Raw genomic sequence first — 23,087 nt, forward strand, 5'->3', positions numbered from 1 at the left:
TCATGGTAATAACCATGCCGTCGTGGATTGCCAATTCTTCCAATATTCCTCTGCTTCTGCCCCGCTAATTCCAAGAGACTCGCCGTTTGTTCTCTTTAAGAAATTTTGAAACTCTGGATCCTGTTGTGCTTTCTCAAAAGCATTTTTTAATTCTAGTTTGATTTCATCAGCGTAAATGGAATTTCATATTGTCACGTTCCTTCCTAGTAATGCCTATAACTCTACTCCTATTTCTCAAGGTATGAATTTCAAAATATGCTGGGCCACAGTACAAAGTTCTCCTTTTTGATTCAATACTTCTACTTTAGCAAATGATTTTAAGTTTTCGTGATCAATGTCTTCAATTGTATAGTGTGCTGTTAAGGTGTCTCCAAAAAATACGGGGTTTGTAAAGCGTAGCTTATCATATCCGTACGAAACGCTTGGAATCTCAGCTCTCGCTTGAACTTGAATTAGAGTGGATGCCGTAGAACCTAGAGCAAATGTTAAAACGCCATGAGCAATCCGCTTTTTATATGGAGTGGTTTTCATAAATTCTTCATTCATATGCATTTGGCTGAAATCTCCGGTAATCCCTGCAAATAAATACACATCTGACTCACTAATTGTTTTTGTATAAGAAATTGTATCGCCGATTTCAAAGGGTACTTTATGTGTTGTCATTTGACTTCCTCCTTATGATTTCTAGATTGGTTACGTAATGTTTGATTCAACCATTGTTCTCGGATTCCCATTGGCTCTTCTAAAAACAAACGCAAATCCATTGTTTTTAAATTGGGGGAAACTCGCGGTTGAAAGCCCATGTGACTCAAAATGTCTTTCTCAATATCTACTCCGGGTGCTATTTCAATCAGCTCTAGTCCCTCAGGTGTCAATTTAAAAACAGCTCGTTCCGTAATATAAAGAACCTCTTTTCCCTGCTTCATTGCCTCGGTACCATTAAATGTAATCTCTTCGACTTGTGGAACAAACTTTTGAAATCGTCCTTCCTGATGAATCTTTACGGAACCGTCCACTATTTCCGTTTGGAGCCCGCCAGCCGTTAAGGTGCCGCTGAAAATTACTTTCTTGCTATTAGATGTAATATTTATAAATCCGCCTGTTCCTACAATTTTTCCGTTAAACCGAGACACATTGACATTTCCAGCCTGATCCACTTCCGCGAAACTGAGAAAACAAATATCCAATCCTCCCCCATCATAAAAGTCAAATTGGGCCGGCATATCAATAACCGCACGATTATTAATACTTGCCCCAAAGAAGATCCCTTGAGCTGTAACTCCGCCGATAGGCCCTGTTTCAACCGTCAAGGTAAACTCATCGCCAACTCCTTCTTCTTGAGCGATGATACCAATCCCATCCGAAATACCAACGCCAACATTTCCGACATCTCCAGGGCAAATTTCAAATAAAGCTCGACGTGCAATGACTTTTCGCTCATTTAAAGGAGGTATAGCAATCTCTCCAATTTCAGCAATGAAATCGCCTGACATAAATCGATTTAATGCACCGGAATATAGCTGAGGCTGCTCGGAAACAACGACTACAGCATCGACAAGATATCCCGGTATTTTTACATCCTTTGGATGCAAGGTTCCTGCCTTTGCCAGTCGTTGCACTTGTGCGATGACCATGCCTCCATTGTTCTTCACGGCTTGTGCCATAGGAAGAATATCCAAAAACGTTATTTCATCTTCCATCGTCAGATATCCTTCCGTGTCGGCAGTCGTAGCACGAATAATTGCTACATCAGGACGTATGGCGGGGTAAAACAGCCATTCCTTGCCTTGGATTTCAAAAATTTCTATTAATTCTTCCGTCGTGCGCTCATTTAATCTCCCGCCTGTTTGACGCGGATCGATAAATGTTCCGATCCCAACATGTGTTAATAATCCAGGATGTCCGGCAGCCGCAGCACGCAGCAGTTGACTCATTACCCCCATCGGAAAGTTGTAACCTTCAATTTCATTTCTTGCAACCATTTCAGCAAGACGAGGCGACTGATCCCAATGTCCGCCAATTGCTCGTTTCACAAGACCTGATTGAGCTAACGGAGACAGCCCCCGATCTCCACGATCCCCAAGGCCAGTCGAATAATAGAGTGTTAAATCACGAGGCTTCTTTGTTTCCCTGTACCGTTTGGCCAGTGCTTCAATGACAGCGGTCGGTTCTGCAATGCCTCCTCCGGCCCCAAGAAAAGCTACCGTTGCGTTGGAAGGGATTTGCTCCACAGCTTCTTCTGCACTCATCATTTTTACCGCATTCGTTCGTGTCGTAGGATTCATGTCTTCCCCTCACAATCCATTTTTTATATCTTAATAAAAGTATAGCTTGAGTTTTAATTATTGAAAAATGAATAATAATAATGGAATCCATGACGAAAAGGACTACCTCAATCAGTAGGGATAAAAATCAGTGTATCCTCTTACAGAATAAAAAGACCTGGATACAATCTCTCCAGGTCTCAAAAAAATAATTCAACTAAATATTCAAATAACTCTTGAAATATTATGGATAACAAAATCCTTAAACCGTTCCACTACTGGCGACATATAGCTGTCTGTTCGCCAAGCCATTTCAATGAGTCGTCTGCACCGCGGCTGCGTGACACATAACATGGATATTTTCGTTTGGTCGAGCCCTTGAGTAGCGGGCATTAATGCAATTCCGCAATTGGCGGCAACTAACCCTCCAATAATTTCATCCTCAGCGCCTTCTATTGCAACTTTGGGAAGAAAACCTGCATCTTGGCAAAACTCATCAATAACATGCCGCAATGGGTAGTCTGAATGATAATGGACAAAAAGGTCATTTGCAACTTCCGCCAACGCTACTTCTTTTCGATTAGCAAGCCGATGAGAGGAGGGAACGACTAAAAACAGCTCTTCATCGATAATTGGAAACGTACTAATATTCTCCACCTCTTTTTGCGGGGAACAAAATACTAAATCTACTTCAGCTGCTTCCAATTGTTTAATAATTTTCCCAGTAGGACCTTGCGATAATTGAAAACGGACATTTGGACTGTCATTAAAAAAAAGTTGAATAATGTTGGGAACAAATGAAGAGCGCAATGAGGGTATAAAGCCAAAATGAATGATTCCGTTTGACGGATCAATCATCTCATTTATCTTCTCTTTTGCATTGTTCATTTCCTCAATTGCACGGTTTACATACTCTAAAAACAAAGTTCCAAATGAGTTCAAATTGACACCGCGCGGGTTCCGCTCAAATAATGGTACGCCCACTTCTTCTTCCAAACGAGCAATCGATTTACTTAGCGCTGATTGAGTAAGAGAAAGTTCCTTTGCGGCACGGGTTACGTTTTTAATTTGCGCCAGTACTTGGAAATTATGTAGCTGTTGAAAATCCACCTAACGCGTCCCCTCTCTTCCCTTCTCAATTATTCTAATTTTGAAATCCCAAGTTCGTTGAAATTTCCATGCCGCATTGCAATAGATCATCCTTCCATTGCTCAATGACTTCTTTTTTAAATCTAGTCGTAGGCCCCGATAAAGACAACGCCGCAATCATCTGGCCATTTACGTCAAAGATTGGAGTTGCAATTGCGGAAGAACCGACTTCCCGCTCATCAATACTTTGGGCAAACCTATTCCTTATAATTTCCTGCAGTTCCTGTCTAAATTCTTGGAAATCTCTTTTCGGATCTTCTTTTTTGAAAACTTGTTCAATAAATTCTTCGGATTGATAAGCTAAAATTACTTTGCCTGTTGCCCCTAATGTTAAAGGTAGTTTTTCGCCGATTTTGATAATATGGCGAATGGACTGGGAACTCTCGAATTGTTGAATGCAAACTCTGCTTTCTTTGTCCAAAACATAAAGGTTTACAGTTTCCTCAGTTTTGTCCCGCAATCTTCGCATCGATTCTTTTGCAACTTCTCGTATTTCAATCGATTGCCCGGCGATATTCCCTATAAAATATAATTGTTTTCCCAATTTATATTTAAACGTAACAGGGTCCCGTTCAACAAAGCTATTCAATTCCAATGTATAGAGGAGTCGAATGACTGTTGATTTAGCTAGTTTTATCTTTTTAGAAATCTCGGTTAAGGAAAGTTCTCTTTCTTCCATCGTAAAACACTCCAACAAGTCAATCGCTCGTTGCAATGAACGGATTCCCTTGTCTTGCTCTGTTGAAGTCATGCTGACACGCTCCCTAATTAATATCAAATACGATCGGCTTAATTGCGTCCGGACTTTTTCGAGATCCGAAAAAATCAATGACATCCTCCGGAGGCTTTAACTTTACTCAGCAAAGTTTAGACATCCAATGGACAGAAAAAAATTCGACACTCACATCGCCACCTAGAGAGATGGATTTTTTTTGTAACTGACGGTTTGATTTCAATACCAAAATGAAGATACAAACAATATTTTTTCATGTATATCTTTTATCATAGCTTACAGTTGCAAGGGTTTTCAAGATTCATTTCAAATTTGATATTTCTCTGGAATAGCAGGCATTATCTGTCATGGATCACTGCTGCAAAAATTGAACTCAGCTGATCCTTCATATAAAACTCATGTATTTGGCAGAAATAAAATAAAATGGCATCTCTCCATTTACAGAACCCCTGCATTTTAGACAGGCTGTGCCGATTGGAGAGATGCCTATTCACTGTTCATCGTACGGAATTATTTTTCCTCGATCGCTGCGACTGCTGCGCGCAAACCTAAATAATAGCTTTCTACACCAAAACCGCAAATTTGCCCTTTTGCAATCTCTGCAAAAACGGAGTGGTGTCTAAAAGGCTCTCTTGCATGAATGTTCGACATATGGATTTCTATAATAGGAGCCTCCAAGATGGCAAGCGCATCACGCAATCCATAACTATAGTGTGTCCAAGCGCCTGCATTAATAATGACAGCGTCCATATTTTCTAAATACGCTTGGTGAATGCGTTCGCACATTTCCCCTTCATGATTCGTTTGGAAGCTTTCGATTTCTACTCCCAGTTCCTTCGCCAGTTCTTTCATTCCTGAATCAATTTCTTCTAACGTGACGGTTCCGTATTGGACGGGATCCCTTTTTCCGAACATGTTGTGGTTAATTCCATGAAGCATTAATACCTTTTTCATTTCGCTTTCTCCTCGTCTCTTTTATATTTTAGATGGCATTTTAGTTCCGACACACGAAATTATGTTTCGCTTGGCGGAATTTAATTATAATTTTAGCCTAACTTCATTTCTTTTACAATACCAATATTTCTGAATTTTTATTGAGTAAGGTTAGGCGAAGATGGCGTCGATCTCTATCAAGTCCTCTTTTGTAAGTTGTACATCTGATGCCTTCAAGTTGTTCTCCAATTGTTCAATTCGTTTAGCCCCTGGAATAATGACATCTATACATTCTTGTCTTAATAACCACGCAAGTGCTATATGAGCCATTTCAACATTCTTCTCCTTCGTCAGTTTTCGAAGCTGATCGATTTTTTCCATATTTCGGCTGAACGATTCACCCTTAATATGCGGCAGTCTCGCTCTAAAATCATTAAAATTCGCAGTCTTATCATATTTTCCGCTTAATAGACCTGACGCCAATGGATAAAACGGAACAAACGAAATGCCGTGTTCCTTTGCATAAGGGAGCAAATCTTCTTCTGCACGCCGGTTCAACAAATTGTATTCACCCTGGTACACATCGACATATCCGTCTTTATTTGCCTCCTTGAGCTGATCGAGAGAAAAATTAGAGACACCGATTGCCCGGATTTTTCCTTCCGCTTTTAAATCTTTCAATGCCCCTACTGCCTCGTCTTTCGGGGTATCTTCATCTGGGAAATGTATGTAAAACAAATCAATCGTATCTGTTTGCAACCGTTGTAAACTTCCTTCCACAGCTTGTCGCAAAAAGGACGGGGAATTATCAAATATAACTCCTTCATTTGTTATACGTTGGGCGCCCTTGGTTGCCAAAATTACTTTATTTCGCATGCCTGTCTCTTTAATCACCTCGCCTACCAGTTGTTCGGAACGTTCCGGACCATAGATATAGGCTGTATCCAAAAAATTCACGCCCATTTGTAATGCTTGACGCACCAATTCTTTTCCGGCTTCTTCATCCAAATTGGGATATAGATTATGTCCACCTATAGCATTGGCGCCAAATCCAATAGGGTTTACATAAAGACCTGTTTGACCAATCTCATTGTTTTGCATTTTATATGCCTCCTCTGTATAATAGAATGGACCACTGGTTAGCCCAGTTCACTTAAGGATAAGTAAATTGCATATTCAATGTCAAGTTTCTCTATTCGTTAGCCCCATAATACAAATAACTCTATTAGACGGTCCAAACTATATATGTTATTCTGATAATTATAAAAATCTTTTTTAGATCGATCCAATGTTTTAATTAGAAGAACCGTTCTCAAGCAAACTCGTTCACTTCAAGAGTAAGCGCTTTAAAAATATTTTAGTTAGCAGGTGATTTCCATAGGACCTACAAAGAAAAATCGAGTTACCTTACAAGAAGTTGCGAAGCACGCAGGTGTCTCCAGATCGACCGCTTCCCTCATTGTCCGCAATAGCCCAACCATATCAGAGGCTACGCGTAAGAAAGTGTTGGCGTCGATGAATGAGCTGGGCTATGTATATGACCGTGTCGCGGCAAATTTACGTTCACAACAATCCACCACAATTGGAATTATTATTACGGATATCGCTAACACATTTTATTCTGATTTATTCATAGGGATTACGGAGGAGCTTGAAAAAGAGGGCTATACTGGTCTATTAGGAACAACTTTTGATTTACATTCGAATCAAGATCGACTTATTTCCACCATGCTAGAACATCGGGTCGGCGGAATTATTTTAGTTCCGGTATCCGGTAATGGAAAAGAGACTGCCGAACGATTGAAGAAATTAGATATCCCTGTTGTCCTCACAGTTCGTGAACTGCCTCACAGCGATTTCGACTATGTAGGAGTGGATTATAATTTAGGTACACAAATGATTATCAATCATCTAATTGACAAAGGGCATAAACGTATTGCCTTTATCGGCGGTCGCAAGGAATCCTCTACATGGACGGAACGGATGAAAGGATACCGTACCGTTTATGAAGAAAAAGGGCTCCTTATTGAAGACTCTCTCATACTCCCAGGAGCTATTAATAAACAGGCAGGTACAGAAGCGGTTGAAGAGCTGCTCAGCCAATCAAAAGATCATCTGCCGACCGCCATATTTTGCTTTAGTGATCTTGTTGCTTTTGGTGTTATTCTTGGATTGCGAAAAGCGGGTCTAACTATCGGAAAAGATATAGAGGTAGTGGGATTTGATAATGTGCCTGAATCAGAAATTGTACAGCCTCCCCTAACAACTGTTTCGTCTTTTGCCAGGCAAATTGGAAATGAGGCTGCTAATCTGCTTCAACGCAGAATTACAAATAATGATAAAAAGGGGGAAAAAATAATAATAAAACCAGAGTTAATTATTCGGGACTAATGTACCCAATGCCGTGAACAGGAATGAATTCACCGTGTTTGCGGCTCCTTTTTATATTTTTAGCAGCTGAATTCAGCAATACATAGAGATGTATTGGTATTAATCTAATTATATAGATTCCTCTAGTCTTTTTTAGTTATGTGGAGAAAGGAAAGTATTGTTTATGCGACTTCTTGTTTATACTTTATTAATTATTCTATACATCATTTCCCGTTTTATCGATTCCCCTATACTTTCCTTTTCAATTGGTATTCTTGCAATTATAGCGCTCGTAATATCCGTACGGTTTGCAAAGGGTCTTTATTTAGGCTCGGGAATTATTTTCTTGCTAATTGGACTGTTTTTGTTTTTTCAAAGTGATCTACCTTGGACAGAACTTTTGTTAAATTTTGAAACGATGTTAGGAATGCTTTCTCTATTTTTATTTCTGCCTTTTATCAATTCCCTTATTCGGGTAGGCGGTTACGATAAAAGTTTGAGCCTTTTCTTGGAACAAGGAGTTACCAAGTTGAAAAAGCTTTACTCCAGAAGTTTTTTCGTCACTCATTTACTTGGTCTCTTTTTAAATATAGCAACAATTCCTCTTTTAAGCAGATCACTTGATCGAACGTTAAATCAGTTTCCTAAATTGACGATCGATAAATTTAAAACACAAAGTCTTTTACGGAGTTACGCTTTATGTCTTTCATGGAGCCCGATGGAGATAATGGTCAGTATTTCTTTGGATATGACCAACAATAAATACCTAACTATTTTACCAATCTTATTATTCATTGCCTTTTTGTTAATGGTATTCGACTTGTCTTTCACTTCAACACGGTATCAAGAAGAAATTGTAGCCGCTCCGTTTGAAATGAGGGAATCCTCGACCCGTAGAATGAGAAAGAAAGTAACTGAAATGATTATCCTCTTGATCATTTTCATTTCGGCAGTTTCGGTATTGGAAAACATACTAAATAAAGGCTATCTATTTTCCATTGTCCTGTTGCTCTTGCCTATCTCTGTTGGTTGGGCGGTACTGAACCGCCGGACAAAACGGTATTTTCAAATTACGTTACCGCATTGGATCGAGCGGACAAATAATTTGCCAAACTACTTTTTTATGTTTTTAAGTGCTGGTTTTTTTGTTGCAATGTTAACCCATTCCGGCCATTTGTCATTTTTACAAAAAGCCTTTATGGATTCATCCCAACACTCGTTATTATTTTTCTGTTTAATTGGCTTATATTTTGTAGTATCGGCATTAATTGGTTTTCACCCTTTGGTTTCTATTACTCTGATCGCAGAGTTATTGCAGCCAATTCTTCCCGAGGTATCGAGTATTTCTTTAACACTTGTACTCATAGCATCTAGTGTGGCTACGGTCATGTATAGTCCATATAACTTATCGTTATCCATCTTGTCAGAAATCATTAAAGTCAATCCATATCGGGTAGGTCTTTGGAACATTCCGTTTGCACTTCTTTATATGGGAATCGCAATTGGTATTGCTTATCTCCTAACCTTTTTTTAATAAAAGCTGAAAATGTAAAACTACTATTCAAGCCAGATACGCATTCAGCGCATTCCACCTCTTATGCATTTATGAAAAAATTAAGGCAGGCGGCGGGAAACGATTTGTTTCCTGTCACCTGCTTTTCGTTTTATATTAGAAATCAATGACTGTCCCTAAATAGCGCAACATGTAAGAATGAACTGGAATGCAGCTCTAATAGAATAATTCCTTCCATGCGGTTGTAGAGCCGTTTGCTGCGTTCTGCCGATAGGATAGAGACACAGTGTTGCCACGAAAATTAAATACGCGAGAATGCTGCATCGATACCGGATAAGTAGGCTGTATTGTAATTAGTCTAATACCTGCCGTTTTAATTACCACTTTCAAAATAACGCGGAAAAACCCCCTGTACATTTAAATACAGGAGGTTGAAAATATTCTTTTTTGATTATTTAATTCGTAGAAACGTGATGAACTTTCTTATCCGGTGAATAGATGTCCATGATGTTCCAGTGTCCGGCTGTCGGGACCGGGTTATTCAGCATGGCGACATCGATGACGACGGGTTTGTTGGCTGCAATCGCCTGCTCCAGTGCCGGCTTGAACTCTTCCGCTTTCTCGATCTTGATGCCTTCGACGCCATACGCACGCGCAATTGCCGCAAAGTCCGGCGAGTAAGGTTGGCCGTCTTTTGTGAACAGCGTTCCGAGCGTTGTATCGTAGTGCGCTTTTTGCAGACCTGCAATCGTTCCAAAAGCAAAGTTGTTCATGATGACCCAGATGACCGGGATATTTTCTTCCGCCGCTGTCGCAAGAAGGGCCGGGTTCTGCCCGAAACCACCGTCACCGACCAGCGACACGACAACACGGTCCGGCTGCGCCACTTTTACGCCGAGTGCAGCAGGTGCCCCGAAGCCCATCGTCGCAAAGCCACCCGGCGTAAAGATCGTGCCTGGCTCTAAAATGTCAAACTGTTGGCCGACGCCGTTTTTGTTCCATCCAACATCGGTCGTAATATACGCATCGCGCGGCAGGACGTCCCGCACTTCCGCCAAGATGCGCTGCGGCTGCATTGGGAAGCAGTTGTCCTGGACGAACTGTTCGTTGCTCGCCTTGAACTGGCGACGATTGTCGGCGATCTCTTGTTTAAGCGCCTCATTTTGGCGCCCTTCCGGATAAAGCCGCTTCGCCACGCAGTTAAGGACGGTCAGCGCCTGCTTTAGGTCCGCGACGACGCCAAGCTCCACTGGATAGTTGCGGCCGATTTCGCTCGCTTCGATATCGATTTGGATGAGCTTGGTTTTCGGGAAGTCGAACGTGTACTCGTTTTCCCATGAGCTGCTGTCCGCTTCCGCAAAGCGCGTGCCCAGGCCGAAGAGATAGTCCGCTTCGCGGCATTTCCGGTTGATAAACTCCGTCCCCCAGAAGCCAGTCATCCCGAGGACGAGAGGGTTGTCATCCGCCACTGCGCCTTTGCCCATTAAGGAATGCGCTACCGGGAAGTCGAAATGGTTGACGAATTTCGCCAGCTCTTCCGCTGCATCCGCAAGTAATACTCCTCCCCCGGCGTAAACGACCGGGTTTTTCGCGTTGACCAGTGTTTTCAAGATCGCTTCTGCTGTTTCTTCATCCATGGACGGCTTTTGAAGCGCTTTCGTATGATGAGATTGGAAATCGAAATACGAAGTCTCCAGTTCCATCGAGAAAATGTCCATCGGAACCGACACGAGCACCGGGCCCGGTGTCCCTGTTTCCGCCAATTGGAATGCTTTCTCCAAAATTTCCGGGAAGAGATGCGCGCTGTCCACCCGCCAAGCCCGTTTGACGAACGGACGGTAAATCTCGTACTGAGTGGCGTCCGCGTGGAGGTTTATTTCCTGATGCGGGTGTTTCCCGTAGTAATGGCTCGGAATATCCCCCGCAATGACTACCATTGGAATGCAGTCTAGCGCCGCGTTTGCCACACCGGTTGCCGCATTGGTCATGCCGGGGCCGACATGGCTGAGGACGACAGCTGTCTGTTTTTTCGCGCGGGCATAACCGTCCGCTGCATGCGCCGCAATCTGCTCATGGCGCACGTTGACAAATTTGATCGAGCTTTTTTCCAGCTCAGAAAGTACCGCGATATTCGTATGGCCGCACAGGCCGAAAATGTGTTCCACGCCTCGGTCTTCCAAATACTTAACTAGTTGACGAGCGATGACTTCTTTCATGAATTTGTTTCCTCCTTAAAATTCAAAATTATTTTCCCGTACTCTCCTGATGTTGCATCCTCATACGCTTGTTCATAACTCGTATAAGGATAGATTTTCGAGATAATTGGATCGACATTCAAATCTTCTTTCATTAAATAATCGATACTCTTAATAAAATCCCCAGGCAAGTTGTAAATAATAGAGCCTAAGATAGAAATCTCTTTTCGCACTACTTGAATGACAGGGATGGTTGCCTCAGCGGGAAGCCCGATAGCGATCATTGTCCCTCCTGGTTTAACCAAGTCAATTCCTTGTTCAAATGAAGTGCGTACCCCTGCTGCCTCAATGACAATATCAAACACTTTTCCATCTACTTCATTTGGTAGCATTGTTTGAACTCCGGGATAACTTGACTTCACCTTTTCCAGTTTATCTGGATTAATGTCGATGCCCGTAATTTGAGCGCCATGGTAAGCGGCCAATGTCATAGCCAACATACCTTCTGTCCCACAACCGATAATGCCAATTGTTGTGTCTTTGCTGATTTCCACCTTGCTTAACGCATGGACGATTACTGCAAAAGGCTCGATTAATACAGCCCGTTCATCAGAAAGCTTATCCGGAATCGGCAAGATGTATTTGTCTGTGATAGTAAACTCCTCGGAAAATCCGCCGTCCGCATTCACACCTAACACTATTTTATTCACGCAAATATTCGTTTTGCCTTTACGGCAAAATTCACATTCTCCACAATAGGTATTTGGTAAAACGACTACCCTTGTTCCAATTGAATATTTTGCCTCTGCGCCAGCCTCGACAATGGTTCCGATTAATTCGTGGCCTGGACATACAGGATAAACGGCATGTGCCAGCTTTCCACGAAAAACACTTAGGTCAGATCCGCAAATGCCGCCGTATATAGTTCTTATCTTAACCTCTTTGTCTTGTAATTGCCTATTGGAAGGAACTTCACGCAAAGTTAGTTCACCTGGTTTATTAATAACTAATCCTAGCATGCTACTCACCTACTTGTCTTCTGAAAGTGTTATTTAGTAGATCGATCTAATATTAGTGTGCAAACTGCTTAGAAACAAGACCGAGCCAATGAGCTGCCCGGTCTCTGTTTAGCCAGAGACTAGTAGATGAACTATCTAGGCATTCATTTGGTCCAATCTCTGATTTTCAAAGTGTCAATTAATTCTCTAGTTCCGGATTATAGAATTCACCGAACAATTCCTCATCGGACGGACGATCCACTGGAATTTGACGAGAAACCCAAGTCGTGTTCATATAATGTTTTAAATTCACGTTTTCCGAAACGATGTTGCCGCCCCATGTTCCACAGCCTAAGCTTGATGTCATTGGCATACCGTTATCAAATGCTCCCGCGTTTGCTTTTGATTGAGGCTGACGAACCATAATACGGCTGACAGGAGCAGCAAGCGCTAAACGATGGATATGGTCATCATTGTAGGAGTAAATTCCACAAGAATGCCCTTTTCCGCCCACTTCGTAAATCGCACGCATCATATCAAGAGCATTTTCGAATTCCCCTTCGTATTGATACACCGCCATCAATGTGGTCAATTTTTCGCCTGAGAAAGGATGCTCTTTCCCGATTCCATCTCCATGGACAACGATAAATTTACGGTCTTCCGGAATGCTAAATCCAGCAATTTCTGCTAGTTGCTGTGGAGCGATTGCAACTGTGGATGGCAAACGTTTTCCGTCTTTGTCCCAAATTACGTTGCGAAGTTTTTCTTTTTCCTCTTCATTCGCTAAGTAAGCGCCTTCCTTGACTAGAGCAGCCAGCATGTCATCAAAAATTTGATCGCTGATGATTAAGTTTCCATCTGCTGAACATCCCGATCCAAAGTCAGATGTTTTACTCAACATGGAGTTTCTTGCTGCTTGGGCTACATCAGCAGTTTCATCAATGATCATCGTCGAGTTTCCAGCCCCTACCCCATAAGCAGGCGTTCCTGAACTATATGCACTCTTCACCATGTCTTTTCCACCTGTGGCTAGAGCTAGGTCAGCCCGTTCCATTAAAGCTTTTGTCATCGGAATGCTGACATTCGTTAAACATTGCAAAATATCTGCGGGCGCGCCTTCTCTTTCAAGTGCTTCGCGCATGATTTGCACTGTTTCATACGATGTCTTTTTCGCACGCGGGTGTGGAGAGAAAATGACAACGTCTCTAGCTTTGATTGCGTAAATCGCTGTCCCAGCAGGTGTCAGATCCGGATTTGTTGTTGGGACAATGGAAGAAATGATTCCCGCAGGTTTTGCGTATTTAACAATTCCCTTTTCCGGTATTTCTTCAATAATTCCAACGCTTTTTTGGCGAAGTGCGTCTCTCAATATACCTCGGATTTTAAAGCGTTTATTCATACGGCTCTCAGGATCGCCCAGGCCGCTTTCTTCGATTCCCATATCCGTCAATCGTTCAAACGTTTTTTTATTGGATACCGCCCAAGCAACTGCCTGGCACAAGCGATCCACTCTTTCCTGATCATATGTCTCAATAATTGCTAATGCTTTTCTAGCTTTTTCAAAAGCTAAATCTAGTTCCTGCTGTTGCTCTTCTGTTAATGTTTTCGGTTTTGTCTCAATACTTGACAATACAATCTCCTCCAATAGTTATTTAAAAGAGTATTTTGGTATGCCGCAAAAACGGAACTCTATTTTACAGAGCGGAACCCGTTTAATGTAATCTTATAATAAGTTCTGAGAATTAGCAATGCTTTTCAAGTTAAAAAAGAAATCATTTTCTTTCTGTAAAAAAACAACCTCTCCAAGAGCAGAAAGGTTGTTTTCATAAAAAGATAGTGAGTTTCTTCTATTATAATAGACCCCGCAGAAAGAGCTTTCCTAATTAGGAAATCGGTTTTGGTTTAAACATTTTATTTTTAATGTTTCGGTACAAGGCAGTTTGTGTAAATAGCGTAATGACGATAAATAGTGTCAAAACCAAACTGATCGGGTGGCTGACTAAGCTTCCTAAAAATCCGAGTACGCTTCCTTCTTCGGAAATAATGGATCTTCTCAAATAGACGTCCATTTGTGGACCAAGAATAATACCTAAGACCATCGGACCTGCTGGGAATTTATAGAGTTTCATGAAGTAACCAATGATACCGAACGCAATCATCCAGTACACATCTGTTACGCTGTTGTTAATTCCATAAGATCCAATTACAGTAAAGAACACAATGATAGGCAATAATATATACTTAGGAATGGTAATAACCCGTGCAAACAGCGATATTGCCGATAGTCCCCAAATTAGAACAAAAATAAGGGAAATAGCACTAGTTCCAACAATGACCCAAAATAAATCCGGGGTTTCAATCAATAGCATAGGTCCTGGATTCAACCCATGGATAAGGAGAGCCCCGATCAAAACAGCGGTTACCGCATCTCCAGGTATACCAAGCGTTAACATTGGAATAAGGGCTCCGCCAACAGCTGACATAACAGCCGTTTCCGGAGCGATTAAACCTTCGTAAGCTCCCTTTCCAAATGGACGATTTGGCTTTTTAGTTGTTCGTTTTGCGTGGTCATAAGCCAGTAAAGATGCAATTTCCCCGCCTGCTCCCGGCAACGCACCTACGACAACCCCCATAATCGATGTTCGTAGAGTGATCGGTAGATACTTAAGCAAAGACAGAAATGGCGGGAGGACTTTTCCAATCACCACATTTGCTTTACTTTTCCCTAAATTATGAAGTTGAAAAAAAACTTCGGCTAAGCCGAACAACCCGAGCAAACAGGCGATATAGTTAATGCCGCCCATCAGTTCTAAATTACCAAAAGTAAAGCGGGTTGCCCCCGTCATTGTATCGATCCCAACTAAGCCAAGAATAATTCCAGCTCCTGCAACGAAGATAGATTTAGGTAAATAATCGGTTGTCAAACTACCAACTAATAAAATACCGAGAAACATAATGAGAAAGTAATCTCGAGGAGCGAACTGCAAAGCTAGATCTGTCAGGAAAGGAGCAGCTGTTGCCAAGACTACAAGTCCGAAAAGCCCGCCGATGACCGAGAATATCGTCGCAATCCCGATGGCCTTGCCGGCCTCCCCCCTTTTGGTTAACGGATAACCATCAAAAGTGGCAGCAAGTGATGAGGCGGTTCCCGGTATATTAATTAGGATAGCGGTTCGCGACCCGCCATATACTCCACCGAAGAAGACGGAGATCATAATGACAATTGCGGAAAGTGTATCCCACGTAAAAGTAAGGGAAACTAATAGTGTCACACCCATTGTGACGGAAAGACCAGGCAAAGCACCGATGATAAATCCAAGTAGCGTCCCAAGTGCTACAAGCAAAAATAACTTTATATCTAATAGAGGTATTAACATTTGCTCTATCATTTTACACTCTCCTTACGTGGGAAACACAATCTTGAAAACTGATGAAAATAAGTAATAAAACACACCTGACATAATAATGGAAACAATGAGAGCCGTAACGATTTTCTTCCTATTTAATAGGATCATAGCTCCAAATAAAAATACGAAAGAGATGATTAGGAAGTTAAGAAAGTTCATTAAATATGCGAATATAATCGTTACAACGGTAAAGGAAATTAAACGAACATACAGTTGTTTCTTGGTGATGTCTTCAATTTCCACTAAGCTTTCTTCCTCATCCTCTTGCTCACCTGGTTCTGGAACCGAGTGAGGTGAAGGCGCCGCCACTCCCCTTTTCATAATGAAAAGGGAGCAGACAAGCATGAGAAATGCAGTTACCGCAGGCAAAAAGGCCGCTGATGAAAAATCAGTAACCTTTTGCCCTTCAATAAAGAACGATAACACGAGTAAGGTACTTGCTATTACAAATAATAGACCCGGAATAATTCGATGCACTAGCATAATCTCTTATTCCTTTTTCTCGATATTTAGAGTAGCAGGATCTACTTTTGATTCACCGGCTTCATGAAGGATCCAAGCTGTCTTCGATTGCCAATCTTTCCAGTATTGGACTGCCTCGTCGCCTGTTAGTCCGAGTGAAACACCGTCAGTTTGTTTTAAGAATTCTTGGAATTCTGGTGCTGCTTGGGCAGCTTTAAAGGCTTCTGTCAGTTCTTCTTTAATTTCATCTGGAGTATCATTTCTTACCCAAACACCATAGAATGGACCCCAAGGTAAGAATTTTTCCATTTCAGGAACGTCCTCTGTAATTGCAGGAACATCTGGCAAGTCTTCCACACGCTCTGTATCTGTAATCGCTAGAACCTTGATCTTACCAGCTTTCGCATTTTCAATCGCGGCAGTAAGTCCAACAGCTGAAGCGTCTAAGTGATTTCCTAGGATGGCAGAAACGAGTGGGCCATCTCCATCATAAGGCACTAAGTTGAATTGTGTTTGTGAAACAGTACTTAACATGGTAGCTACTACGAATGGCTGTCCTCCAGGACCAGTTGAACCCATTTTCACTTTTCCAGGGTTTGCTTTTGCATCTTCGACTAGATCAGCCATTGTTTCGTACTTCGAATCTTTTGGTACAATAATAGCTGTTTGTGCCGCTGAGAAAATGTTGATTGGATAAAGATCATCAAAGTCACTTTTCGAAATATCTAGAACTCCATAAAGTGCAGGGTTTTCCGCAGCGAATAATAATGTTTTTCCATCTGGTTTTTGATCTAAAACGTGTTGAAGGGCAATCGCACCTGTTGCTCCAGGCTTGTTAGTCATAACAATGGATTGGCCTAATTCTTTTTCAGCTAGAGGAGCAATCGCACGGGAAATCGTATCTGCCGCTCCGCCTGCCGCCCATTGAACAACACCAGTCATCGTGCCGTCAATTGCAGATCCCTTTTTCTCTTCTGATCCTTGATCGGACTCTTTTGCACCTGCACTCTCATTCGATGATGAACTGGATGAACCAGAATTACATGCAGCAAGAATCATGCTTAGCGCAATAAGTAAAACTGCTAACATACGAAACTTCATTTTCATATCCCCCTATTTCATTCTTAAACTTAAAATAACTAATTCTGACGTTTACATTTTATCCTCTCTTTTGGATCGATCCACCTTAAATACCAAATTTCACACTTTCTAAACCTCTTAACTAAGATTTTTGAAAATATACAATTTTTGGATCGATCTACCTCCTTATCATATTTCCCTCCTTTCAAAATTAGAACAATTAGATGTAAGCGTTGACACAACATTAACTCATTCTTCTTAGAATTACAATATTAATTTACTTTTATAAAAAATATTTTGTTTTCCTCTTCATTTTGAATTAAAAAACATCTACTTTTTTACAAAATAAAAATATTGATAGAGTTGTCAGATATCTAAAAGCTTGATATCAAGGATATTTGGAAAATGGTTCATTTCACACCATTGCAAAAAAAGACACTATTAAAAGGAAGCGATTTTTTTGAATCTGTATAATACAGGTTGATCCTGTTTGCTTTGGCGTAATATTAATCTATATTTCATCCGCCAAATATATTCGTCTTCCTTCACTTGCCGATAAATAGGCTGCATACACTACCTGAATTGTTTCGTACGCAAGCTCTATGCCGGAAAGGGGTTGCCTATTTTCTGCAACGCATTCCATGAAATCTTGCAGCTCTCCAGTGTATCCTCTCAAAATTTCCTCTGCGACAAACAGATTATTCCAACCTACTTTCTCTTCCATCATTTCGGAAAAATACACATCATCCAACCGTTCTTGATCTAAGAAATAGGTTCTTAAATTATCTGTTGGCGTAATATTACAATGCATGACACCATCATTTGCATATATTTCAATATAATTTTTCGTTCCGCCCAATACATGGTCGCTTGCCATGACAACAGCTTTTGTTTGGTCTGAAAAAGTAATGGTGACATTGGCAAAATCCTCTACATCTATTGGATTGCCTGTTAAATGACGCTTATCGTAATCAGTTAGAGATGTAATGAGATTACCTGTATCTGCGTGAACACTTTCTACAGAAATTTCTTCGCCTCGAGCTTTTGCTTCAACTTGCTTTAGCCATAGAACACCCGAAACCGGATGACAGCCGATGCGCATTAAAGCTCCACCGCCTGTTTTATCCCAATTTCCTGCAACAGCCGAACTGGATCCTCGGACACTCTCCTCACCCTTCATAAATAATAACTTACTTTTTTTATGCTGAATAATTTCCGCTGCTTTTAGCACATTTGGAGAGTAAATGTAGTTTTCCGCATACATAAATAAGCGATTACTTGATGCGATCACCTGTTTCACTTCTTCAATTTCCTTCAAAACGATTTCATACATTTTGGCTTTGGGTACATGATGGCCTATTGGTTTTTCATCTGATGACTCTCCAAAATATCCAGTTAATGGCTTCTCGCAAATTACATGTTTTCCTGCTTTAATCGCTTGTAAGGCAAAGGATAGATGAAGATGGGGAGGTGTCACAATATCAATTACATCAATCTCTTCATCGTTTAGAAGATCTTGATAGTCCGAACTGATATGTTCAAAGCCATATGTCTTCGCAATCTCTTTCGCACGCTTCTCATCCAGGTCGACGATCGTTTTTAATCGCACTTGAACACCATGAACTTTGGAATACCCTCTTCCATGCAAATGCGCCGCATACCCAGCTCCGACTAATCCGACAGTAACAGTTTTCATCGGAATTCCCCTTTTCCTATTTAATATTAAAATCAATCAAAATCTTACCAAAATTTCCTGACAAGGCATCTTGAAAGGCTGTTTGATATTCTTGTAGGGAAACAATTTTTGATACGATTGAGTCTACATTTACGCTTGGATTTCGTAAGTATTCTATCGTTTTTTCGTAGTCTTGCGGAAATTTATAAATAATCGATCCATAGATCGTTAAATCATTCCGCACAACTTGAATGTAAGGGATCTTAACATCACCCGTGATTCCCAAAGCGACCATGGAACCTCCAGGTTTTAAAATTTGGATGGATTGGATAACAGCCTCTTCAGTTCCTGCCGCTTCAATGACAATGTCAAATTTCTCATCTTTAATATCATTAGGGTACACTGCTCGAATATTACCAATTTCTCTTACCAATTGATGTTTTTTTGTGTTGACATCAATCCCCGTCACATTTGCTCCAAACGAATATGCTAAAGAAGCTGCCAACAGTCCAATAGCTCCAGTGCCCACGACTGCTACAGACATTCCTTCCGAAATCTTAACTTTGTTTAATCCACTGACCACCACTGCAAAAGGTTCAATTAGGATAGCTCGATCATCGGACAAATCATCAGGAATAGGCCAAACAAATCGAGAAGAAATGATGAACTCCTCCGCAAAACCGCCCTCTTGATTAATCCCGACTGCTTTTTTATTTACGCAAATATTTGTTTTCCCTTGCTTGCACATTTCACATTCAGAACAGAATGTATTTGGTAAAACGACTACACGGGTTCCCTCTTCATATGGAGAATATTTCCCTTTTTCCACAATGGTTCCAACGAGCTCATGCCCTGGCCGAATTGGATATACTGCATGTGAAAACTTCCCTTTATACACACTCAGATCTGATCCGCAAATCCCGCCATATTTTACTTTTATTCTGACTTCATCATCCTTTAGGGAACGTGTTTCGCTATTTTCCCTCAGCTCCAAATGCAAAGGCTTTTCAATAAACAACTCTAACATTCTGATCAGCCTTTCTGTACTTTGATAAAAAAATTGGTCCAAATAAATCTACTTTATTTGGACCGCATTATAACTTACTTACTTGCTTCTTCTAACAGTCTATTAACCAAGTCTTCTCCAATTTCATTCTTGTGTTTCTCATAAACTGGTGTTGCTTTATCCGCCCATACTTGTCTCTCTTCAGGTGTCAATGAAGTGATCTGCATTCCTTTTTCGATCAAGAGATCTTTGTAATGAGCGTCTTCCTTCGCTTTTTCTTCGCGTTGGAACTTTTGTGCTTCATCAGCTGCTTTTTTAATAGCGACTTGTTCATCTTCTGTTAAGCCTTCATAGAATTTTTTATTAACTAAGAAAGGGTTAACTCCGATTAAGTGTTGTGTTTCTGTTAAATACTTTTGAACTTCATAGAAATTTGCTTCCGCAATAACACTGAATGGATTTTCTTGACCCGATACTACTCCTTGTTGCAAGGAAGTAAATAATTCAGGGAATGCCATTGGTGTCGGCACTGCACCTAGTTCAGTCCAAAGATCCAACTGAATTTGGTTTTCCAATGTTCTAATCTTCAATCCGTTCAAATCATCTGGTGTCTTGATTTCTCCATCGTTGTTTGTAAGGTTACGGATTCCACTTTCCCAGAAATTAAATCCGATGATACCGATGTCTTCTAAGTCAGCTAATACTTCTTGTCCAAGCGGACCATCTAATATTTCATGTGACTTTTCCCGAGTTGGGAAAATAAATGGTAGAGACCAGAGGTTAAAACGAGGTGAGAAGTTTGACATGACTGCTGCACCAATAGGTCCTCCTTGAATTGAACCCAACTGAATTCCTTCAATAATATCTCGCTCTCCGCCTAGTTGGCTATCAGGGAATACTTCTACTGTAATCGAACCGTTTGTTTCCGCTTCCAAAACCTCTTTGAACTTATACATGGCCTTCCCCATCGCCACATCTTTTTTATCAGTCGATCCAATTTTCATGATAGTCGTCTTTCCAGAACTACCACTTGTACTTTCTGTTGGTTTGCTATCGGCAGAAGCAGATCCTTCATTCGTTTCCGAAGAAGAGCCCCCTCCGCAGGCAGCCAATACGAGGGCAACTAATAACAGCATGACGAAATACAATTTTTTCATCGTTTTCCCCACTCCTTTTTTATTTTATATATTTTGAAAGGTTGCCAGGCAACAGTCTGGCATACCGCTTTCAACGAAATCAGTGTTACTTTGTAAACACTTGAGGCAGCCAAGTAGAAATACTTGGGATATAACTTAATAGTAAGATGTTAAATACCATGACGAGAACAAAGAGAGCTGTATACTTTATCAATTGCTCCATTCGAATATTGGCAACCTGGCTTACCATAAAGAGGTTAACCCCAAATGGTGGTGTAATCATCCCCATCGCTAAGTTAACAATCATGACAATCCCAAAGTGGACTGGATCGATCCCATAAGTGATGGCTACAGGAACAAGTATTGGAGCCAGAATGAGAATGGCCGCTCCCGAATCAAAGAACATGCCGACAATAAATAGAAGTAAGTTAATAATTAGTAAGAAGATAATTGGGTTATTCGAGATGCCGCTAAACCATGTAGCAACTGTTTGAGGAACCCCATCACTAGTTAAAATCCAGCCAAACAAACCTGCGTTTGCAATGATGACCAGAACAACCGAACTTGTTAATGCCGCATTATAGAAGATTTGCGGCAGCTCGCTCCACTTCAACTCTTTATATACGAAGAGCCCAATGATCAGCGCGTAAACACAAGCTGCAACAGCCGATTCAGTCGGTGTGAAAATACCACTATAAATACCGCCTAGTATAATGAAAGGCATGATCAAGGCTAAAATGCCATCTTTAAAGGAAACAAACTTCTCTTTCCATGTATATCCGGTGTCGCCTGAATAGTCTTTTACTTTTGCAACAATGTACACGAGTATCATAAATGTAATTCCAATCATGAGACCCGGAATGATTCCGGCGAAAAATAAATCTTTTATGGATACCCCTGCCGCTACCCCATAAAGAATGAGCGGAATACTCGGCGGGATAACAACTCCTAATTCACCTGCAGCGGCGACTGTTGAGGAAGCGAATCCTTTATCATATCCTTTAGCAACCATTGCAGGAATCATGATAGATCCGATCGCGGCTACTGTGGCTACTCCCGATCCGGAAATTGAAGCGAAGAACATACAGGCCAAGACGGCAACCATCCCTAATCCACCGGTTCTTGATGCCACAATTGCATAGGCAAAATCAACTAAGCGCTTGGACATCCCCCCTCTTTCCATCAAAGCACCTGCTAGGATAAAAAAAGGAACCGCTAACAAGGTGAAAGAATCAATAGTTGTAAACAAGCGTTGAATAATTACGGTTGGCGGCATTCCATCTTGGAAAATCATGATGGCCGAGGATAATCCAACTGATATCGCAACCGGCACACTAATAATCAGAAAAAACATAAATGAACCGAATAAGAGAAGCGGACCCATTAGACTACTTCGCCTCCTTCCTTATCCCAGTCACCTTCAAGCCAAGCAACCAATGTATTGAACAGCATAATTAAGCTGCCAAAAGGGATTGCCAAATATGGAATTGACATTGGAATATGTAAAGCAGCTGATTTTTGCAAATGAACAATCTCCAATATTTGAAGACTGAATAACAAGATAATTACACAAAACACCATTGTAATAATTACTGCTATTCCACGAATTGCTCTTTCAAGAGTTGGTGGAAATTTAATTAGGGAAAACAAAAATTCCAAGCGAATTAATTTTTGGTACCGTATCGCTAAGCCAGCTCCTAAGAAGGTGATCCAAACGAGTAAATACCGTAATAGTTCGGACGACCAAGTTAGCGGAGAGTTAAAAACGGCTCTTGCAACGATTTGCCAGGTAAGAAGTACTAAAGAAATTGCTAAAAACGTGCCTAAAAGAATTTTCAAAAGAAAATTGACTTTATCCATCAGATAGATAAATTTTTTCAAAATATTTCACTCCCAGCGAATGATTGTTCAAACAATTTTTTAGTAATATAGTTAGAAAATAGAATGGATGACTTCTTAAGTCTATACATGCTTCTCTCCAATCCTTAATTCAATTGTCCCTATGCTAACTCGATAGCGCTTTCAAAAATTTAGATCGATCTAAAAATGTCTAGCATTTGATTCGACCACAAAATCGAGTACCACTGTATGGAACTATATTACTACCAGGCGGAACTATGAATAAAGGATACCATAGAACAATAAAATTGTCATTATCTTTTGTGA

19 protein-coding genes are annotated in these 23,087 nt (G+C 40.9%); 2 read left to right on the forward strand and 17 right to left on the reverse strand.

Annotated features, from left to right (window positions below):
• Positions 1-234: 234 nt before the first annotated feature.
• From OXB_RS13895 to OXB_RS13920, 6 genes are all read right to left on the reverse strand, one after another.
• Positions 235-663, reverse strand: a complete 429-nt coding sequence (locus OXB_RS13895) for a MaoC family dehydratase (protein WP_041075088.1) — start codon at positions 661-663, stop codon at positions 235-237.
• On the reverse strand, positions 660-2,285 hold the full coding sequence (locus tag OXB_RS13900) for an acyl CoA:acetate/3-ketoacid CoA transferase (RefSeq protein WP_052484047.1): 1,626 nt from the start codon (positions 2,283-2,285) through the stop codon (positions 660-662). Before OXB_RS13900 ends, OXB_RS13895 begins: the two co-directional genes overlap by 4 nt.
• 204 nt (positions 2,286-2,489) lie before the next feature.
• On the reverse strand, positions 2,490-3,374 hold the full coding sequence (locus OXB_RS13905; RefSeq protein WP_041075089.1) for a LysR family transcriptional regulator: 885 nt from the start codon (positions 3,372-3,374) through the stop codon (positions 2,490-2,492).
• 34 nt (positions 3,375-3,408) lie between these two features.
• Positions 3,409-4,164 carry an IclR family transcriptional regulator gene (locus tag OXB_RS13910; protein WP_173426054.1) on the reverse strand — a complete coding sequence of 252 codons (756 nt, stop codon included), beginning with the start codon at positions 4,162-4,164 and terminating at the stop codon, positions 3,409-3,411.
• A gap of 492 nt (positions 4,165-4,656) precedes the next feature.
• The gene (aroQ, locus tag OXB_RS13915; RefSeq protein WP_041075090.1) at positions 4,657-5,100 is read right to left on the reverse strand and encodes a type II 3-dehydroquinate dehydratase; all 444 of its coding nucleotides are present in this window, start codon (positions 5,098-5,100) and stop codon (positions 4,657-4,659) included.
• A 150-nt stretch (positions 5,101-5,250) separates the two neighbouring features.
• Entirely contained in the window at positions 5,251-6,180 is a 930-nt protein-coding gene (locus OXB_RS13920) for an aldo/keto reductase (protein ID WP_041075091.1), read from the reverse strand.
• Between the two features lie 276 nt (positions 6,181-6,456).
• Here OXB_RS13920 and OXB_RS13925 point away from each other — a divergent pair, with 276 nt between their 5' ends.
• Together OXB_RS13925 and OXB_RS13930 are read left to right on the forward strand one after the other, a co-directional pair.
• Positions 6,457-7,470 (forward strand): LacI family DNA-binding transcriptional regulator, encoded by a 1,014-nt coding sequence (locus OXB_RS13925; RefSeq protein WP_041076850.1) that lies wholly within the window; start codon positions 6,457-6,459, stop codon positions 7,468-7,470.
• 325 nt (positions 7,471-7,795) lie between these two features.
• A complete protein-coding gene (locus tag OXB_RS13930; RefSeq protein ID WP_144399709.1) occupies positions 7,796-8,983 on the forward strand; it encodes a hypothetical protein in 1,188 nt (395 codons plus the stop codon).
• A 434-nt stretch (positions 8,984-9,417) separates the two neighbouring features.
• Here OXB_RS13930 and OXB_RS13935 read toward each other — a convergent pair whose 3' ends face one another.
• From OXB_RS13935 to OXB_RS13985, 11 genes are all read right to left on the reverse strand, one after another.
• Positions 9,418-11,178, reverse strand: a complete 1,761-nt coding sequence (locus tag OXB_RS13935; protein WP_041075093.1) for a thiamine pyrophosphate-binding protein — start codon at positions 11,176-11,178, stop codon at positions 9,418-9,420.
• Positions 11,175-12,176 (reverse strand): zinc-dependent alcohol dehydrogenase, encoded by a 1,002-nt coding sequence (locus OXB_RS13940; protein WP_041075094.1) that lies wholly within the window; start codon positions 12,174-12,176, stop codon positions 11,175-11,177. Before OXB_RS13940 ends, OXB_RS13935 begins: the two co-directional genes overlap by 4 nt.
• Positions 12,177-12,354: 178 nt before the next feature.
• Positions 12,355-13,785, reverse strand: a complete 1,431-nt coding sequence (locus tag OXB_RS13945; RefSeq protein ID WP_084212484.1) for an aldehyde dehydrogenase family protein — start codon at positions 13,783-13,785, stop codon at positions 12,355-12,357.
• A gap of 253 nt (positions 13,786-14,038) precedes the next feature.
• A complete protein-coding gene (locus OXB_RS13950) occupies positions 14,039-15,544 on the reverse strand; it encodes a tripartite tricarboxylate transporter permease (RefSeq protein ID WP_041075095.1) in 1,506 nt (501 codons plus the stop codon).
• Positions 15,545-15,556: 12 nt separating this feature from the next.
• Positions 15,557-16,039 carry a tripartite tricarboxylate transporter TctB family protein gene (locus tag OXB_RS13955; RefSeq protein ID WP_158333717.1) on the reverse strand — a complete coding sequence of 161 codons (483 nt, stop codon included), beginning with the start codon at positions 16,037-16,039 and terminating at the stop codon, positions 15,557-15,559.
• 12 nt (positions 16,040-16,051) lie between these two features.
• Entirely contained in the window at positions 16,052-17,125 is a 1,074-nt protein-coding gene (locus OXB_RS13960) for a tripartite tricarboxylate transporter substrate binding protein (protein ID WP_052484048.1), read from the reverse strand.
• A gap of 490 nt (positions 17,126-17,615) precedes the next feature.
• Entirely contained in the window at positions 17,616-18,800 is a 1,185-nt protein-coding gene (locus OXB_RS13965; RefSeq protein ID WP_041075097.1) for a Gfo/Idh/MocA family protein, read from the reverse strand.
• A gap of 16 nt (positions 18,801-18,816) precedes the next feature.
• The gene (locus OXB_RS13970; protein WP_041075098.1) at positions 18,817-19,806 is read right to left on the reverse strand and encodes a zinc-dependent alcohol dehydrogenase; all 990 of its coding nucleotides are present in this window, start codon (positions 19,804-19,806) and stop codon (positions 18,817-18,819) included.
• A gap of 74 nt (positions 19,807-19,880) precedes the next feature.
• Entirely contained in the window at positions 19,881-20,942 is a 1,062-nt protein-coding gene (locus OXB_RS13975; RefSeq protein WP_041075099.1) for a TRAP transporter substrate-binding protein, read from the reverse strand.
• Positions 20,943-21,027: 85 nt separating this feature from the next.
• Positions 21,028-22,305 (reverse strand): TRAP transporter large permease, encoded by a 1,278-nt coding sequence (locus OXB_RS13980; protein ID WP_041075100.1) that lies wholly within the window; start codon positions 22,303-22,305, stop codon positions 21,028-21,030.
• Positions 22,305-22,802, reverse strand: a complete 498-nt coding sequence (locus tag OXB_RS13985; protein WP_041075101.1) for a TRAP transporter small permease — start codon at positions 22,800-22,802, stop codon at positions 22,305-22,307. Before OXB_RS13985 ends, OXB_RS13980 begins: the two co-directional genes overlap by 1 nt.
• Positions 22,803-23,087: the final 285 nt, after the last annotated feature.

This window comes from Bacillus sp. OxB-1, assembly GCF_000829195.1.
GTDB lineage: Bacteria > Bacillota > Bacilli > Bacillales_A > Planococcaceae > Sporosarcina.

Bases quoted from the DNA above. Each gene is read 5' to 3' on its own strand.
- OXB_RS13940 (WP_041075094.1), bottom strand. From the start codon at position 12,176: ATGCTAGGATTAGTTATTAATAAACCAGGTGAACTAACTTTGCGTGAA.
- OXB_RS13980 (WP_041075100.1), bottom strand. From the start codon at position 22,305: ATGGGTCCGCTTCTCTTATTCGGTTCATTTATGTTTTTTCTGATTATT.
- OXB_RS13965 (WP_041075097.1), bottom strand. From the start codon at position 18,800: ATGAAAACTGTTACTGTCGGATTAGTCGGAGCTGGGTATGCGGCGCAT.
- OXB_RS13950 (WP_041075095.1), bottom strand. From the start codon at position 15,544: ATGATAGAGCAAATGTTAATACCTCTATTAGATATAAAGTTATTTTTG.
- OXB_RS13910 (WP_173426054.1), bottom strand. From the start codon at position 4,164: ATGACTTCAACAGAGCAAGACAAGGGAATCCGTTCATTGCAACGAGCG.
- OXB_RS13920 (WP_041075091.1), bottom strand. From the start codon at position 6,180: ATGCAAAACAATGAGATTGGTCAAACAGGTCTTTATGTAAACCCTATT.
- OXB_RS13900 (WP_052484047.1), bottom strand. From the start codon at position 2,285: ATGAATCCTACGACACGAACGAATGCGGTAAAAATGATGAGTGCAGAA.
- OXB_RS13960 (WP_052484048.1), bottom strand. From the start codon at position 17,125: ATGAAGTTTCGTATGTTAGCAGTTTTACTTATTGCGCTAAGCATGATT.
- OXB_RS13970 (WP_041075098.1), bottom strand. From the start codon at position 19,806: ATGTTAGAGTTGTTTATTGAAAAGCCTTTGCATTTGGAGCTGAGGGAA.
- OXB_RS13935 (WP_041075093.1), bottom strand. From the start codon at position 11,178: ATGAAAGAAGTCATCGCTCGTCAACTAGTTAAGTATTTGGAAGACCGA.
- OXB_RS13895 (WP_041075088.1), bottom strand. From the start codon at position 663: ATGACAACACATAAAGTACCCTTTGAAATCGGCGATACAATTTCTTAT.
- aroQ (WP_041075090.1), bottom strand. From the start codon at position 5,100: ATGAAAAAGGTATTAATGCTTCATGGAATTAACCACAACATGTTCGGA.
- OXB_RS13975 (WP_041075099.1), bottom strand. From the start codon at position 20,942: ATGAAAAAATTGTATTTCGTCATGCTGTTATTAGTTGCCCTCGTATTG.